This is a genomic window from Brevibacterium sp. CS2, from assembly GCF_005280295.1.
Taxonomy (GTDB): Bacteria; Actinomycetota; Actinomycetes; order Actinomycetales; family Brevibacteriaceae; genus Brevibacterium; species Brevibacterium pityocampae.
Window position 1 is genome coordinate 27,206 of the sequence record NZ_CP040020.1, and the last position, 15,091, is coordinate 42,296.

14 protein-coding genes and 2 pseudogenes are annotated in these 15,091 nt (G+C 70.9%); 9 read left to right on the forward strand and 7 right to left on the reverse strand.

The window, feature by feature from the left end; genetic code table 11:
* The first annotated feature begins 12 nt into the window (after nucleotides 1-12).
* Nucleotides 13-1,020, forward strand: coding sequence for a hypothetical protein (locus tag FDF13_RS00115; protein WP_137317925.1), 1,008 nt, complete (start codon nucleotides 13-15; stop codon nucleotides 1,018-1,020).
* 130 nt (nucleotides 1,021-1,150) lie between these two features.
* On the opposite strand, the gene sucD is transcribed toward FDF13_RS00115, so the two are convergent.
* Together sucD and sucC are read right to left on the reverse strand one after the other, a co-directional pair.
* On the reverse strand, nucleotides 1,151-2,047 hold the full coding sequence (gene sucD, locus FDF13_RS00120) for a succinate--CoA ligase subunit alpha (RefSeq protein WP_137317926.1): 897 nt from the start codon (nucleotides 2,045-2,047) through the stop codon (nucleotides 1,151-1,153).
* A 25-nt stretch (nucleotides 2,048-2,072) separates the two neighbouring features.
* A complete protein-coding gene (gene sucC, locus FDF13_RS00125) occupies nucleotides 2,073-3,242 on the reverse strand; it encodes an ADP-forming succinate--CoA ligase subunit beta (RefSeq protein ID WP_137317927.1) in 1,170 nt (389 codons plus the stop codon).
* Nucleotides 3,243-3,605: 363 nt separating this feature from the next.
* Between sucC and FDF13_RS00130 the strand changes: the two genes are divergently transcribed.
* From FDF13_RS00130 to FDF13_RS00145, 4 genes and pseudogenes are all read left to right on the forward strand, one after another.
* A complete protein-coding gene (locus FDF13_RS00130; protein ID WP_137317928.1) occupies nucleotides 3,606-4,100 on the forward strand; it encodes a MarR family winged helix-turn-helix transcriptional regulator in 495 nt (164 codons plus the stop codon).
* Nucleotides 4,097-4,282: pseudogene (locus FDF13_RS00135) on the forward strand (tyrosine-protein phosphatase); the annotation flags it as partial. The gene FDF13_RS00130 and the pseudogene FDF13_RS00135, both read left to right, overlap by 4 nt.
* Nucleotides 4,283-4,463: 181 nt before the next feature.
* Nucleotides 4,464-4,916 (forward strand): tyrosine-protein phosphatase, encoded by a 453-nt coding sequence (locus FDF13_RS00140; protein ID WP_368074062.1) that lies wholly within the window; start codon nucleotides 4,464-4,466, stop codon nucleotides 4,914-4,916.
* 159 nt (nucleotides 4,917-5,075) lie between these two features.
* A complete protein-coding gene (locus FDF13_RS00145; protein ID WP_254668835.1) occupies nucleotides 5,076-5,786 on the forward strand; it encodes a hypothetical protein in 711 nt (236 codons plus the stop codon).
* A gap of 3 nt (nucleotides 5,787-5,789) precedes the next feature.
* On the opposite strand, the gene FDF13_RS00150 is transcribed toward FDF13_RS00145, so the two are convergent.
* From FDF13_RS00150 to FDF13_RS00170, 5 genes and pseudogenes are all read right to left on the reverse strand, one after another.
* Nucleotides 5,790-6,389 (reverse strand): hypothetical protein, encoded by a 600-nt coding sequence (locus FDF13_RS00150; RefSeq protein WP_137317931.1) that lies wholly within the window; start codon nucleotides 6,387-6,389, stop codon nucleotides 5,790-5,792.
* Nucleotides 6,386-7,492: an adenosine deaminase gene (locus FDF13_RS00155; protein WP_137317932.1), complete on the reverse strand. Its 1,107-nt coding sequence runs from the start codon at nucleotides 7,490-7,492 to the stop codon at nucleotides 6,386-6,388. Before FDF13_RS00155 ends, FDF13_RS00150 begins: the two co-directional genes overlap by 4 nt.
* A 66-nt stretch (nucleotides 7,493-7,558) precedes the next feature.
* Nucleotides 7,559-8,797 (reverse strand): BMP family ABC transporter substrate-binding protein, encoded by a 1,239-nt coding sequence (locus tag FDF13_RS00160; RefSeq protein WP_137317933.1) that lies wholly within the window; start codon nucleotides 8,795-8,797, stop codon nucleotides 7,559-7,561.
* On the reverse strand, nucleotides 8,794-9,963 hold the full coding sequence (locus tag FDF13_RS00165) for an amidohydrolase (protein ID WP_137317934.1): 1,170 nt from the start codon (nucleotides 9,961-9,963) through the stop codon (nucleotides 8,794-8,796). Before FDF13_RS00165 ends, FDF13_RS00160 begins: the two co-directional genes overlap by 4 nt.
* Before the next feature lie 160 nt (nucleotides 9,964-10,123).
* A pseudogene (locus tag FDF13_RS00170) lies at nucleotides 10,124-11,312 on the reverse strand (mannose-1-phosphate guanylyltransferase).
* Between the two features lie 336 nt (nucleotides 11,313-11,648).
* Here FDF13_RS00170 and sdhC point away from each other — a divergent pair.
* From sdhC to FDF13_RS00190, 4 genes are read left to right on the forward strand one after another with little or no spacing between them, the layout of a single operon-like run.
* A complete protein-coding gene (gene sdhC, locus FDF13_RS00175) occupies nucleotides 11,649-12,026 on the forward strand; it encodes a succinate dehydrogenase, cytochrome b556 subunit (protein ID WP_137317935.1) in 378 nt (125 codons plus the stop codon).
* A 5-nt stretch (nucleotides 12,027-12,031) separates the two neighbouring features.
* Nucleotides 12,032-12,484, forward strand: coding sequence for a succinate dehydrogenase hydrophobic membrane anchor subunit (locus FDF13_RS00180; RefSeq protein ID WP_137317936.1), 453 nt, complete (start codon nucleotides 12,032-12,034; stop codon nucleotides 12,482-12,484).
* A 29-nt stretch (nucleotides 12,485-12,513) separates the two neighbouring features.
* Nucleotides 12,514-14,274 carry a succinate dehydrogenase flavoprotein subunit gene (gene sdhA, locus FDF13_RS00185; RefSeq protein WP_137317937.1) on the forward strand — a complete coding sequence of 587 codons (1,761 nt, stop codon included), beginning with the start codon at nucleotides 12,514-12,516 and terminating at the stop codon, nucleotides 14,272-14,274.
* On the forward strand, nucleotides 14,274-15,071 hold the full coding sequence (locus FDF13_RS00190; protein WP_137317938.1) for a succinate dehydrogenase iron-sulfur subunit: 798 nt from the start codon (nucleotides 14,274-14,276) through the stop codon (nucleotides 15,069-15,071). Before sdhA ends, FDF13_RS00190 begins: the two co-directional genes overlap by 1 nt.
* Nucleotides 15,072-15,091: the final 20 nt, after the last annotated feature.

Sequence of the window (15,091 nt, forward strand, 5' to 3'; positions counted from 1 at the left end):
GAGCCTGGTGCCATGAGCCTCATCGTCACTCAGCAGGATCTGTTCGATCATGGGGCGCACTGGCGCACGATATCCGCCATGACGGCGTGCTGCCTCAAGCGACTGATGCCCGGCGTGTACCTGCTGCACCGCCGATGCACCGAACCGCTCCACCGCCCCGGCACCCGGATGATCGAACCGATCGATGACGACCGCTTGGCATCACTCGGGTCGAACACCGCGCACATCCGCTACGCCGCCGGTCGTGCCCTCCTCATCGAGGCGTTCACCGCAACCGGGCATGGGGGCCGGCTCGTCTCGAGCGGAGCTGCGGTGTTCTCGCACGGCAGTGCCGCCCATCTCCATGCCCTCCCCTTCGCGATCGACGAGAGACCGCTGGTCGAGGTGCAGCGACCGGGCAAGAGCAGGCAGAAGGGGTACACCCGGCTCCGATCGATGCAGGTCGGTGCCGATCAGATCGTGGAGGTCTCGGGACTGCGCACCACCTCGCCCGCACGGACCGTCCTGGACATCGCACGCACCCGGGGCCTCGACCAAGGGCTGCCGATGGCCGAGGCCGCCCTTCGCAGCGGAGCGCTCACCGCCGAGGACCTCATCGTCTCTCGGGACTCGCATCCCGGCAGGCGACTGCACGTCGATGACGCGCTGCTCCGCCTCCTCAGCGGGCGCAGCGAGAGCGCGGGCGAAGCACTCCTCAAGATCCGTCTCGATCGTGCCGGGCTGCTCGGCGACCTGGTCGAGCAGTATTCGGTGTACGACGAGCACGGGTTCGTCGCACGTGTGGACTTCGCCCACTCCGGGACGAAGCTCGCGATCGAGTTCGACGGCTACGGGAAGTACTTCCTCGATGATGCGGACGGCCGGGCGGCGCTGAAGCAGGAGCGTCGGCGGGAAGCCGACCTGCGCGCCGCCGGCTGGGAGGTCATCCGCGTCGAATGGCGCGATCTCTTCGACCCGGCGGCGATGCGACGCCTGTGCGCACGCATCGCTCGGCACCTCGCAACCCGCAGTGCCGCTTGACCACCCGGTCCGAATCACGAAACTCCCGCAGAAACTGCAGTGGCCCGCACAACCTGAACAGGTTGTGCGGGCCACTGCAGTTTTCGCGGGCATCTGCCGCAAGGCAGCCCCGCGGCCTGTCGCCTGGAGATCAGGCGAGGAGATCGCGCATGAGCTGCGCGGTCTCCGAAGGCGTCTTGCCGACCTTGACGCCGGCGGCCTCGAGGGCCTCCTTCTTCGCCTGCGCGGTGCCGGACGAACCGGACACAATCGCACCGGCGTGGCCCATGGTCTTGCCCTCCGGGGCGGTGAAGCCCGCGACGTAGCCGACGACCGGCTTGGTGACGTTGGCCTTGATGAACTCGGCCGCGCGCTCCTCGGCGTCGCCGCCGATCTCGCCGATCATCACGATCGCCTCGGTCTCCGGGTCCGCCTCGAACGCGGCGAGCGCGTCGATGTGCGTGGTGCCTATGACCGGGTCGCCGCCGATGCCGATCGCGGTGGTGAAGCCGAGGTCCCGCAGCTCGTACATCATCTGGTAGGTCAGGGTGCCCGACTTCGACACGAGGCCGAGCCTGCCCTTCTGCGTGATGTTCGCCGGGATGATGCCCGCGAGCGACTCCCCGGGGGAGATGATGCCCGGGCAGTTCGGGCCGATGATCCGGGTCGCATTGCCCTTCTCGGTGGCGTGGGCCCAGATCGCGGCGGAGTCCTGGACCGGGATGCCCTCGGTGATGATGACGAGGAGCTCGATGCCGGCATCGATGGCCTCGAAACCCGCGTCCTTGGAGAACGCCGGGGGCACGAAGGCGACGGACACGTTCGCGCCGGTGGCCTCCATCGCCTCGCCGACGGAGGCGAACACCGGCAGCTCGACGTCCGCGCCGGAGGCGTCCTTGTGGCTCACGGTGGTGCCGGCCTTGCGCGCGTTGACGCCGCCGACCACATTGGCGCCCGCGGCGAGCATCCGCGCGGTGTGCTTGGTTCCCTCACCGCCGGTGATGCCCTGGACGATGATCTTCGAATCCTGGTTGAGGAAAATCGACATGGTGTGTATACGACCTTTCGGGCTATCAGTTCGCGGCGGCGAGTTCGGCGGCCTTGTCGGCTCCGCCGTCCATCGTGTCGGTGAGGGTCACCAGCGGGTGTCCGGCCTGCTCGAGGATCGCACGGCCCTCCTCCACATTGTTGCCGTCGAGGCGGACGACGAGCGGCTTGGAGGCCTGGTCGCCGAGGATCTCGAGGGCGTTGACGATGCCGTTGGCCACGGCGTCGCAGGCGGTGATGCCGCCGAACACGTTGACGAACACGCTCTTGACCTGCTCGTCACCGAGGATCACGTCGAGGCCGTTGGCCATGACCTCGGCCGAGGCGCCGCCGCCGATGTCGAGGAAGTTCGCCGGCTTCACGCCGCCGTGGTCCTCCCCGGCGTACGCGACGACGTCGAGCGTCGACATGACGAGGCCCGCGCCGTTGCCGATCACGCCGACCTCGCCGTCGAGCTTGACGTAGTTGAGGCCGAGCTTCTTGGCCTTGAGCTCGAGCGGGTCCTCGGCGTCGATGTCCTGGAGGTCCGCGTGGTCCTCGTGGCGGAACTCGGCGTTCTCGTCGAGCGAGACCTTGCCGTCGAGCGCGATGATGTCACCGGACGCGGTCGACACGAGCGGGTTGACCTCGACGAGGGTGGCGTCCTCGGCGTCGAACACGGTCCACAGCTTCTGCAGCACCACGGCGATCTTGGATGCGACGTCGCCCTCGAACCCGGCGGCGGCGACGATCTCCTGGGCCTTCGCGGCGTCGATCCCGGTGAGCGGGGACACGGCGACCCGGGCGAGCTCCTCGGGACGCTCCTCGGCCAGGGTCTCGATGTCCACGCCGCCCTCCTTGGAGCACATGGCGAGGTAGGTGCGGTTGGCGCGGTCGAGGAGGATCGAGAAGTAGTACTCCTCGGCGATGTCCGCGCCCTCGGCGATCATGACCTTCTTGGTGATGTGGCCCTTGATGTCGAGGCCGAGGATCTCCTCGGCCTTCTCCTTGGCCTCGGCCGGGTCGTGGGCGAGCTTGACGCCGCCGGCCTTGCCGCGGCCGCCGATCTTGACCTGCGACTTGACGACGACGGTGCCGCCGCCGAGCGCCTCGGCCGCGGCCTGCGCCCGTTCGGGGGTGTCGGCGACCTGTGCGCGGAGCACGGGCACCCCGTGCTTCTCGAAGAGGTCACGCGCCTGATACTCGAAAAGATCCACGTGTGTTCCTTACGTCCGTGCGCGCCCGGTCCGGGTCCGGATCGACCGTGGCCCTGCGGGCGCGCCGCTTGCGGGTGGGTATGAAGCGAATCAACCGCTTCCCACACTAGTCGCTCATCCGAGTGCGGACACAAGCGACCCGGCCGAACGTGGACGCCGGCCCCGGCCCGAGGCGCCCGCCGCACCCGAACCGCGCTCCCGTCGCCCGCACGCAGCCCGCCTGCCGCTCCCCGTCGCCCGGCCCCGCGCAGCCCTCACGGCGGCGTCGCCCCGGCCCCGCGCCGGTCCCGCCCGAAACCACGCCGGCCTCGCCGTCAAGAATCTTGAAGCACCGGTATCTTGACGGCGACGTATCATGGGGGCATGGATGAGGTCGACCGGATCGTCGCGGCGTGGCGCCATGAGCGCCCCGACCTCGACGTGTCCCCGATGGAGGTCCTGTCGCGCGTGTCTCGCCTGTCGAAGCAGCTCGACAAGGCCCGCAAGGTCACCTTCCACAACCACGGACTCGAGGTGTGGGCCTTCGACGTGCTGTCCGCGCTCCGGCGCTCCGGCGCGCCGTATCAGCTCTCCCCCTCCCGCCTCATCGGCGAAATGATGGTGACCTCGGGGACGATGACCAATCGGATCGACCGCCTCGTCACCGCCGGCTGGGTCTCCCGGCACCCCGACCCCGCGGACCGCCGCGGCGTGCTCGTGCGACTCACCGCGGCCGGGCAGGCCAAGGTCGACGGAGCGCTCGCGGAGCTCCTCGTCCTCGAGGCCGAGCTCCTCGCGCAGCTCTCCGCCCCGCAGCGCCGCAAGCTCAGCGAGCTCCTGCGCCAGCTCTCCACCGGGTTCGACGGCGAGGACGAATGAGCGACCGGCACCGCACCGAGTCCGATCGCCGCGAGCTCGCGTTCGACGGCGCGCTCAACCTCCGCGACCTCGGCGGGCTCCCGACCGCTCACGGCCCCACCCGGTTCGGCCGGGTGGTCCGCGGGGGCCGGCGCGAACGCCTCACCGCGGAGGGCTGGCGGCAGCTCGCGGCGTACGGGATCAGGCACGTCATCGACCTCCGCACCCCCGCCGAGGTGCACCGCCGCCCCAGCGACCCGCCCGTTCCCGCGACCGCCTGGGGAGTCCTTCGACATCCTCCAGCTGCCGGTCGAGGACTTCGCGGTCGCGGACTACGTCGACGCGCTCGACCACCCCTATCTCAACCACCCCAAGCACTACCCCCTGCTCCTCGACCACTTCCCCGCCGAGCTCGCCGCGGTCATGCGCGCGCTCGCCCGGATCGCCCGGCTCCCGGCCGCTCAGACCTCTCCCGACTCGCCCCGCCCCGGCGTCTGCATCCACTGCTCGGCCGGCCGCGACCGGACCGGGCTGGTCTCCGCGTGGCTGCTGCAGCTCGCCGGCGTCGCCGACCGCGACATCATCGCCGACTACCGGCGCTCCCTCGACCGGGTCAACGAGTACCACCGCACCTCCGGCCACCCGGTGGAGAAGTACGAGCCGCCCGCGGTGTTCGAGCCCTGGGCCGGCTCCCGCACCGAGGCACTCGCCGAGTTCCTCGCGGCGCACCCCGCCGCCGAGGTGCTCCCCCGGCTCGGGCTGACCGCGCACGAGGTGGCCGCTCTCGCCTCCCTCCTCGCCCCGCGGGGCTCCCGGCCGGCGCCGCCCGCCGGATGAGCACCATCCGCCGGGTGCGCGCCGTCCGCCGGATGAGCCCCGCGGGTCGATCGGGCACTACCGTGCGGACCTGCCCTGCGGCGTTGCTCCCTGACCGCGCCGCCGCTCACCCCTAGACTGCACGTGACCGTCGACGTTCCCCAGCTGAAGGTGATGAGTGTGCGCCAGCGCTTCCTGACCGTTCCCGCAGCCGCTGCGTGCGCGCTGCTCGCCCTCACCGGCTGCGAGGCGACCGGCACCGAGCGCCCGGACCCGCGGCCCTCGGTGAGCCCCGAGGTGGCGACCCCCGTCGAGACCCCGGACTCCGCTCCCGCGATCACGCTCGTCGACGTGTCTCCCGGCGGGCCCGTCGAGGGCGATCCCGTGTGGTCCGGGCTGCAAACCGCCGCGGCGGACGGCGAGGACGCCTACCTCGACGTCTACGTCCACAGCTACCAGGAGCCCGGCGCGGAGGGCGAGGTCACGCTCACGCCGTCGACCCCGGACAGTGTGAGCATCACCCTCCCCGCCGAGGCGGTCGATGCCGAGCGGGCGCCGTTCTACCGGATCCTCGGCACCTTCGCAGTCACCGAGGTCGGGTCCTCGGCGTACACCCTCGAATCCGTGAGCACGGACGAGATCGCCGAGGTCAGGCCCACCGGTCCGAGCACCGAGGAGCGGTGCACGGCCGAGGACGCGAACGAGCGGATCGAGCAGGCCGCCCAGCAGCTCGCCGAGGACCCGGGATCCCGGGAGGAGCTGCGGCTGCTGTGGGCGAGCGCGCCCGAGGTGTGGTGGGGCATCCAGCGCACCGCGGCGACGCTCGGGGACTCCGAGGGCGAGGCGGCCGGCGACTTCCTCACCGAGGCCTGCGGACAGCACCTGGGCTGAGCCCTACTTCTTCTTCGAACCGCCCACGCTCTTCGTCGGACCGCTCCTGCGCGTGGAACGGCTGGAGCGCCCCGCGCCCTCCGCGCGCTCAGCACCCCCCGCACCATCCGCACCATCCGCACCCTCCACGCCCACGCCGATCGCGGCGGCGACATCGGCGGACAGCGCGTCCTGGGCGGCCCGGGCCTGCGCCTCGTGCTCGGTGATCGCGGCACCGTAGGCGCGCAGCGAGGGCGGGGCGAACAGCGCGACGATGCACAGCACTGCCGGCACGATCGAACCGACGGGCAGCAGCCAGCCGGAGCCGAGCACCGACAGGCCGAACAGGATGAGCAGCACCTGCCAGGCGACCGTCGCCGGCCGCGCCCAGCGGTGCATCCGGTAGAGCCCCATGATCACGGCGACGAGGCCGAGCGCGAGCACGCCGAACATCACCGCGAGCGACAGCAGCGAGGTTGCGACATCGGTGCTCCCGGAGCGCGAGAGCACGACGAAGAATCCGGCGGACACGAGGAGGGCGGCGACCTCGACGGCCACCATCGCGAGTGCGGCCCACAGCGTCCACGGCCGGCGGACCGCGGTGGGCTCGGGCCGCTCGGTCACAGAGTGATCCGCTCGAATCCGGGGATCAGGATCTCATCGATGAAGCGCTCGCGGGCGTCGAGCGGGATGAACGCACAGCCGAGCGCGTTGACCGTCGCCCACTCGAGGTCGCTCTGGTCCCAGCCGGCCTCGTCGACGAGGAGGCGCATCTCGCGGGTCACCGAGGTCGCCGACATCAGCCGGTTGTCGGGGTTGACGGTGACGGCGAACCCGAGGTCCTTGAGCCCGGTGATCGGGTGGTCGGCGATCGAGCCGGCGGCCCCGGTCTGGAGGTTCGACGAGGGGCACAGCTCGAGCGGCACCTGGTGGTCGAGGATCCAGGCGGCGAGCCGGCCGAGCGTGCCGTTGCCGTCGACGACGTCCATGTCCTCGACGATCCGCACGCCGTGGCCGATCCGCTGCGCGCCGCACACCTGCACGGCCTCGAGGATCGACTCCACACCCGCGGCCTCGCCGGCGTGGATGGTGACCGGGAAGCACTCGCGGTGGAGAAAGTCGAAGGCCTGGAGGTGGGCGGCCGGCGGGTTGCCCGCCTCGCCGCCGGCGATGTCGAAGCCGACCACGCCGGTGTCGCGGTGGCGGATCGCGAGCTCGGCGACGGCGAGCGAGTTGTTCGCGTGCCGCATGCCGGTGAGGATCTGCCCGGTGCGGATGACCCGTCCGGCCTCGGCGGCGATCGCCTCGCCCTCGTCGAGGCCGGCCTGGACCGCGATCACGGCGGCATCCATGTCGAGGTCGGCGCGCAGGTGCTGCTCGGGCGCCCAGCGCGCCTCGGCGTAGAACACGCCGTCGGCCACCTGGTCGAGCACCCATTCGCGGGCCACCCGGGTGAGGGCGGGCGCGGTCTGCATGACCGCGATGGTGTTCTCGAAGGTCTCGAGGTAGCGGGTGAGGTCACCGGAGTTCGCAGACGCGGAGAACCACGCGGCGAGATCGGCCGGGTCGTCGGCCGGCAGCGTGTGGCCGGCCTCGCGGGCGAGCTCGACGATCGTCGCGGGCCGCAGCCCGCCGTCGAGGTGATCGTGCAGCGACACCTTGGGGAGTCGGAGAATCGGGTCATCGGCGTCGACTCCGTGGGGAGTCGGGAAGAGTGTCTGGTCCACGCGACCAGCCTACGCCACTGCCCCGGGTCCCCCGATCAGGTGCGGAGCCTCATGGGCCGGGTCTGCTCAGTCGGCGCCGGGGACGTCGATCTCGCCGGCTCTGATCCGGTCGCGGACCTCGGCGATGTCGCGCGACAGCCCGGCCACGGTGCTCAGCAGGCCGTCGGAGGCGACGACCTCGACCCCGCCGTTGTCCATCGTGCCGGTGTACTCCGGGGTGCGCACGCCGATCTCGCCGATCGTGCGCTCCTCCCCCGCAGGCTCCTCGATCTCGCCGGCGAACCCGGTCTCCGGCCAGCCGGCGACCGTCGACTGGAAGCCCGCCGCGACGTTCGGCACGGTCGAGGCGATGACGTGCTCGCCCAGACCGTCGTCGAGCGTGCGCGCGCCGTCGGTGCCGTACCAGATCAGGGTCGGGTCGATCGTCTCCTCCGGGTCCTCGTCGGACCCGCCGTCGCCCTCGCCGATCTCCGGCCCGCCGACTCCCGCCGCCGCCGTGCTGGGCCCGGCTGTGCCGTCGGTGCCCTCGGCGCCGTCCGCGGCCGCCTCGTCGCTCGGCGCGTAGTGCTCGGCGAACACGTCGAGCACCCCGCTCGCCGCACCCGAGGCGAAGGGCACGATGACGTCGGCCCCGGCCTCGAGCGCGGCCTCGGTATACTCGCGCCCGGCCGCCGGGGTGTCGTCGACGGTGCGACGGGACACCGAGCCCTCCCGCAGCCCGGCGACCTCGGACCCGGTGTCGATGCCGCGCTGCTCGACCCCGGCATCGAAGGCGGCGAGGAGCTCCTCGCCGCCGGCGAACCCGCGGGAGACGAACATCGCCACGGTGCCGGTCTCCGAGCTCGCCGCCGCGGCGTAGCCGGCGATGAACGCGGGCTCGCGCAGGTCGAAGTCGATGGTGACGACGTTGTCCGGGTAGTCGGTGCCGCCGGTGGCGACGGCGAGCCACGCGGTGTCGGGGGCCCGGGCGGCGACGGCAGCGAGCGCCTCGGCCCCGCCGGGGCCCACGAGCGCGCCGAGCGAGCAGTCCCCGCCGGCGTAGCGGCCGAGCGCCTCCTCGGTGCCGGCGAGCGTGCTCACGCGCTGGGAGGACGTCGAGGCGAGGAACCCTGCGGACTGCGCATGGGACAGCTCACCGAAGCTCAGCTGGCCGATCGACCGGTCGGCGAAGCCCGCCGGGGCGGAGACCATGCAGCCGGTCGTCGTCGCCGGAGCGGCCTCCTGCGGCTGCGCCCCGCACGCGGTGAGCAGCGCGGCCGCGGCGAGACCCGCCGCCGCGCCCGGAGCCCGGCGTGCGGTCGTCATCGCAGTCCCAGCGCCTTGAGGGCGGTGGAGGCGAACACGCGCACCCCCATCTCGAGAGCGCCCTCGTCGACGAGGAAGTCCCCCTGGTGGATGTCGTAGGTGACGCCGCCGGGCGTCCGGGTGCCGAGTCGCACGAGGGCTCCTGGGCAGTGGGTGAGGTACCAGGCGAAGTCCTCCCCGCCCATCGACTGCGGGGTGAGCTGCACGCTGTCCTCGCCGAGCTCCTCCTTGACGGCGGCCTCGATGAGCGCGACCTCCGGCTCGGTGTTGACCACCGGGGGCACGCCGCGCCGGTGGGTGAGCTCGACCTCGACCCCGAACGGCCCGGTGATCCGGTCGACGAGCCCGGGGAGCACCTCGGCGACCTGATTCCAGCCGTCGACGTCGAGGCACCGCAGGGTGCCCATGATCGAGCCCTCGTTGGGCACGACGTTGGCCGCGTGCCCGGCCTCGATCGCGCCCCACACGAGCGAGATCGCGTGGCGCGGATCGATGAGCCGGTGGAGGGTGGCGGGCAGGTCGGTGGCGACCTTGCCGAGCGCGTAGACGAGGTCCTCGGTGAGGTGCGGGCGCGAGGTGTGGCCGCCGTGGCCGCGCAGCCGCACGATGACGGTGTCGCCGGCCGCGGTGATCGCCCCGATGCGCGATCCCACGTGCCCGACGTCGACGTTCGGATCGCAGTGGATCGCGAACACCTGCGGGACGTCGGCGAGCGCACCCTGCTGGATCACGGTGAGCGCTCCGCCGGGCGTGACCTCCTCCGCGGGCTGGAAGATCAGGCGCACGGTGCCGCCGAGCCCGCCGGGCCGGCTGCGGTGCATGTCGGCCAGCACGATCCCGGCGCCGACGAGGGCGCTGAGGTGGATGTCGTGCCCGCACGCGTGGGCGACGCCGGGCACGGTGGAGACGAAGTCGGTGCCGGTGAGATCGTCGAGCGGGAGGGCGTCGATGTCGGCGCGCAGCGCGAGCGCGAGCGGCCCGGAGCCCACCTCGCACACGACCCCGGAGCCCTCGAGCCGCCGCGGCCGGAGCCCGGCGGCGGTGAGCGCTGCGACGATCCGGTCGGTGGTGCGGAACTCCTGGAAGGACAGCTCGGGGTGCGCATGGATGTCGCGTCGGAACCCGACGAGGGAGTCGAGGTGGGGAGCCAGGGCGGATCGGATCACGCGCACTCGGTCTTTCGGATGGACGACGAACGGACGGACGGCACCGGAGACATCGCGGTGGACGACGGGGTGATCCCCGATTCTAGTCCCGATGACGAGCGCACATGACACCGGATGACGTTCCGTGACAGCCGAGCGCCGGACGCCGCGCGGAGGTGCGTCACAGCACGTCCTCCCGCCCGATCTCCGCGGCGCGGGCGACGGCGCGCTTGACGTCCTGCGCGTGCGAGCGCGCGGCGACGAGCAGGGCGTCGGCGGTGTCGACGACGACGACGTCGTGGAGGCCGACGATCGCGATCAGCCGGTCCTGATCGGACATGACCACGCCGGAGGCATCGATGTCGACGACGTCGACCTCGCGGCCGACCGAGAACACCCCGTGCTCCTCGCCGCGCACCGGCTGGCGCAGCTTCGCCACCGAGTCGAAGTCCCCGACGTCGTCCCAGCCGAAGTCCCCGGGGATGACGACGACCCGGCCGGCCGCCGCGGCGGGCTCGGCGACGACGTAGTCGATCGCCTTCTTCTCCAGCCCCGGCCACACCTCTGCGAGCACCCGCTCGCGCTCCGCGCCGGGGGCGGCGTCGGCGATCTCCCGCAGTCCGGCGTGGAGCTCCGGGGCCTGCTCCGCCATGACCGCGAGCAGCGCATCCGCACGGGCGATGAACATCCCCGCGTTCCAGCGGTAGGAGCCGGAGTACGTGTACTCGCGGGCCCGGCCGGCCGCGGGCTTCTCGACGAATGCGAGGGCGCGGCGGGCGGCGGGCGCGGCGGGCAGCAGCGAGCAGCGGCCCGGTCCGGATGTAGCCGTAGGCGGTGGCGGGGTAGGTGGGGGTGATGCCGATGGTGACGATGTCCCCGCCGGTCGCCGCGGCGCACGCCTGGGCGATGACCGCGGTGAATTCGTCGACGTTGGTGATCGAGTGGTCGGCGGAGAAGGAGCCGATGATCGCATCAGGGTCCTCGTCGGCGATGAGCATGGCGGCCAGCCCGATCGCCGCGGCCGAGTCCTTGGGGCTGGGTTCGGCGAGGATCCGGTCCGCCCCGAGGCGCGGCAGCTGCTCCCGCACCGCCTGGACATGGGGTGCGCCGGTCACCACGGTGATTCGGTCCGGGGAGACGAGCGCCTCGACCCGGTCCCAGGTCGACTGCAGCAGCGAGCGGCCCACGCCCAGGACGTCGTGGAGGAACTTCGGGGCGTGCGCCCGCGACACCGGCCACAGCCGGGTGCCGGATCCCCCGGCGGGGATCACCGCGTGGAAGTGCGGGTCCGCGAGCGGCACAGCAGGAGCGGCGGGCGCGCCGGCGACAGGTTCAGGGGCAGGTTCAGGGGCAGGGGCATCGGCGATCATCCCACCCATTGTGGTCGACTCCCCGCACGGGTCCGCTGAGCGACCCGCCGCGCACCGGATCCCGCGCCCGGGGCGCAGCGCGGCTCCCCGGCCCGCGGCCGCCCCGCACAGCGCCGATGCGCGGCGGAGAGTCGCAGCGGATAGTCCGTGATGAATACCGCACACTTCTGTCCGGTATATATCTTTCGGACGCGAGGAGTCCGAATGCTGGTCAGCGCGGTGCGCGGTTCTCTCATGAAATGCGCAGGAAGCGTGCGTTTCGATTGGCACCGCTGGGAAAACCGGCGTAACTTCATGAGGTAACCCAAATGCTCGTATCCACTTGGAGGATGCCCCGTGGCCAAAGCGTCTACGGGCACTCTGTACCGAGGGAACGAAGGGATGTGGTCCTGGGTCGCGCACCGCGTGACCGGCGTCGGCATCTTCTTCTTCCTGCTGGTGCACGTGCTCGACACAGCACTCGTTCGCGTCTCGCCGGAGGCGTACAACGCCGTCATCGCGACCTACAAGACCCCGCTCATGGGACTCGCCGAGATCGGCCTCGTCGCCGCCATCGTGTACCACGCCTTCAACGGCCTGCGGGTCATCCTGGTCGACTTCTGGAAGGGCGGCCCGAAGAACCAGCGGAAGCTGTTCTGGGGAGCCATGATCCTGTGGCTCGTCGTGATGATCGGCTTCCTCCCCCGCCACCTCATGCACGTCTTCGGAGGCTGATGAGAATGACTGCTTCGACCATTCCCGCACCCCGCACAGGCTACACGCGCCACGCCTCGACGCGCTCGAAGACCGAGCTCTTCGCCTGGCTCTTCATGCGCCTGTCCGGCATCGTGCTCGTCGTCCTGATCTTCGGCCACCTGTTCGTCAACCTGTGGCTCGGCGACGGCGTCAACGCCATCGACTTCGGCTTCGTCGCCGGCAAGTGGGCCAATCCGTTCTGGCAGATCTGGGACCTCGTCTTGCTGTGGCTGGCGATGGTTCACGGCACCAACGGCATGCGCACGATCATCGCCGACTACGCCGAGCGCCCGGGCACCCGGATCGCGCTGCAGGTGGTGCTCTACGTCGCCTCCGCGATCATCATCACGCTCGGCACCCTCGTGATCTTCACCTTCGAGCCCTGCCCCGTCGGCGCCGACCCGGCTCTGCTCGCTTCCTTCTGCACCGCCGGCTGACGCAGGCACTACAAGGAGAACTGAATTCTATGCAGGTACATGAGTACGACGTCGTCATCGTCGGCGCCGGCGGCGCGGGCATGCGAGCGGCCATCGAGTCCGGGCAGCGGGCCCGAACCGCGGTGCTGACCAAGCTCTACCCCACGCGTTCGCACACCGGCGCGGCCCAGGGCGGCATGTGCGCGGCCCTCGCCAACGTCGAGGAGGACAACTGGGAGTGGCACACCTTCGACACCATCAAGGGCGGCGACTACCTCGTCGACCAGGATGCCGCGGAGGTCATGGCCAAGGAGGCGATCGACGCCGTCCTCGATCTCGAGAAGATGGGTCTGCCCTTCAACCGCACGCCCGAGGGCCGGATCGACCAGCGCCGCTTCGGCGGGCACACCCGCGACCACGGCAAGTCCCCGGTGCGCCGCGCCTGCTACGCCGCGGACCGCACCGGCCACATGATCCTCCAGACGCTCTACCAGAACTGCGTCAAGCACGGCGTCGAGTTCTACAACGAGTTCTACGTGCTCGATCTCGTCATGACCGAGGTCGACGGCGTGCGCCGCCCCGCCGGCGTCGTCGCCTACGAGCTCGCCACCGGAGAGATCCACGTCTTCCGGTCGAAGGCCGTGGTGTTCGCCACCGGCGGCTTCGGCAAGGTCTTCAAGACCACCTCGAACGCCCACACCCTGACCGGCGACGGCGTCGCGGTGACCTACCGCCAGGGCCTCCCCCTCGAGGACATGGAGTTCTTCCAGTTCCACCCGACCGGCCTCGCCGGCCTCGGCATCCTCCTGTCCGAGGCCGCCCGCGGCGAGGGCGCGGTGCTGCGCAACTCCGACGGCGAGCGCTTCATGGAGCGCTACGCCCCCACCATCAAGGACCTCGCCCCGCGCGACATCGTCGCCCGGTCGATGGCCAACGAGGTGCGCGAGGGACGCGGCTGCGGTCCGAACAAGGACTACGTGCTCCTCGACCTCACCCACCTCGAGCCGGCGCACATCGACGCCAAACTGCCCGATATCACCGAGTTCGCGCGCACCTACCTCGGCGTGGAGCCCTACACCGAGCCGGTGCCGGTGTTCCCGACCGCCCACTACGCGATGGGCGGCATCCCGACGAACATCAAGGCCGAGGTGCTGTCGAACAACACCGACGTCGTCCCCGGCCTCTACGCCGCTGGCGAGTGCGCCTGCGTGTCCGTGCACGGCTCCAACCGTCTCGGCACGAACTCGCTGCTCGACATCAACGTGTTCGGCAAGCGCGCCGGCATCGCCGCCGCGGAGTACGCCGCGACCGCCGTCATGCCGGAGCTCCCGGAGGGCCCGGAGGCCCGCGTCGTCGACATGATCGAGTCGATGCGCACCGCCGACGGCACCGAGTCGGTGGCCGCGATCCGCAAGGACCTGCAGGACGTGATGGACGCCGACGTGCAGGTATTCCGCACCGACGAGACCCTCCGCAACGCCCTCGACGTCATCGCGACGCTGCGGGAGCGCTACGCGAACGTCGGGATCCAGGACCGCGGCAAGCGCTACAACCTCGACCTGCTCGAGGCGATCGAGCTTGCCTTCCTGCTCGAGATCGCCGAGGTCGTGGCGGTCGCCGCGATCCACCGCAAGGAGTCGCGCGGCGGTCACTTCCGCGAGGACTTCCCCGATCGCGACGACGAGAATTTCATGCACCACACGATGACCTACCTCGACCCCGACAGCGAGTCCGAGGGCATCAAGGGCATGCGTCTGGAGACCAAGCCCGTCGTCATGACCCGTTACCAGCCGATGGAGCGTAAGTACTGATGAGTGCGAATCCCGAGACCACCACCGCAGAACCGGCATCCAAGGTCGACATCCCCGATCACCTGGGCGGGGGCGGCGGCGAGATCCCGTCGTTCGACTGCACCATCCGGATCGCCCGCTTCGACCCCGAGAAGGACTCCGAGCCGCACTGGGAGGACTACACGGTCACGATGCACGGGACCGACCGCGTGCTCGACGCCCTCCACAAGATCAAGTGGGAGATCGACGGCTCGCTGTCGTTCCGCCGCTCGTGCGCGCACGGCGTGTGCGGTTCCGACGCGGTGCGGATCAACGGCCGCAACCGGCTCGCCTGCAAGACCCTGCTCAAGGACCTCGACACCGACAAGACCATCACGGTCGAGGCGATCAAGGGTCTGCCGCTGGAGAAGGACCTCATCGTGGACATGGAGCCGTTCTTCCAGTCCTACCGCGAGGTCATGCCGTTCCTCATCACCGACGGCATCGAGCCCACCCGTGAGCGCCTGCAGTCCGCGGAGGACCGTGAGCGCTTCGACGACACCACGAAGTGCATCCTGTGCGCCGCGTGCACGAGCTCGTGCCCGGTGTTCTGGACCGACGGCCAGTACTTCGGCCCGGCCGCGATCGTCAACGCCCACCGGTTCATCTTCGACAGCCGCGACGAGGGCACGGACTTGCGCCTCGAGGTCCTCAACGACCAGGAGGGCGTGTGGCGCTGCCGCACGACCTTCAACTGCACCGAGGCGTGCCCGCGCGGCATCCAGGTGACCAAAGCGATCGCCGAGGTCAAGCGGGCGCTCCTCACCCGCGCCTTCTGACCCCGGCGGGCCCGCCGGAC

Bases quoted from the DNA above. Each gene is read 5' to 3' on its own strand.
- FDF13_RS00115 (WP_137317925.1), top strand. From the start codon at position 13: ATGAGCCTCATCGTCACTCAGCAGGATCTGTTCGATCATGGGGCGCAC.
- sucD (WP_137317926.1), bottom strand. From the start codon at position 2,047: ATGTCGATTTTCCTCAACCAGGATTCGAAGATCATCGTCCAGGGCATC.
- FDF13_RS00130 (WP_137317928.1), top strand. From the start codon at position 3,606: ATGGATGAGGTCGACCGGATCGTCGCGGCGTGGCGCCATGAGCGCCCC.
- FDF13_RS00160 (WP_137317933.1), bottom strand. From the start codon at position 8,797: ATGACGACCGCACGCCGGGCTCCGGGCGCGGCGGCGGGTCTCGCCGCG.
- FDF13_RS00180 (WP_137317936.1), top strand. From the start codon at position 12,032: ATGACTGCTTCGACCATTCCCGCACCCCGCACAGGCTACACGCGCCAC.
- sdhA (WP_137317937.1), top strand. From the start codon at position 12,514: ATGCAGGTACATGAGTACGACGTCGTCATCGTCGGCGCCGGCGGCGCG.
- FDF13_RS00190 (WP_137317938.1), top strand. From the start codon at position 14,274: ATGAGTGCGAATCCCGAGACCACCACCGCAGAACCGGCATCCAAGGTC.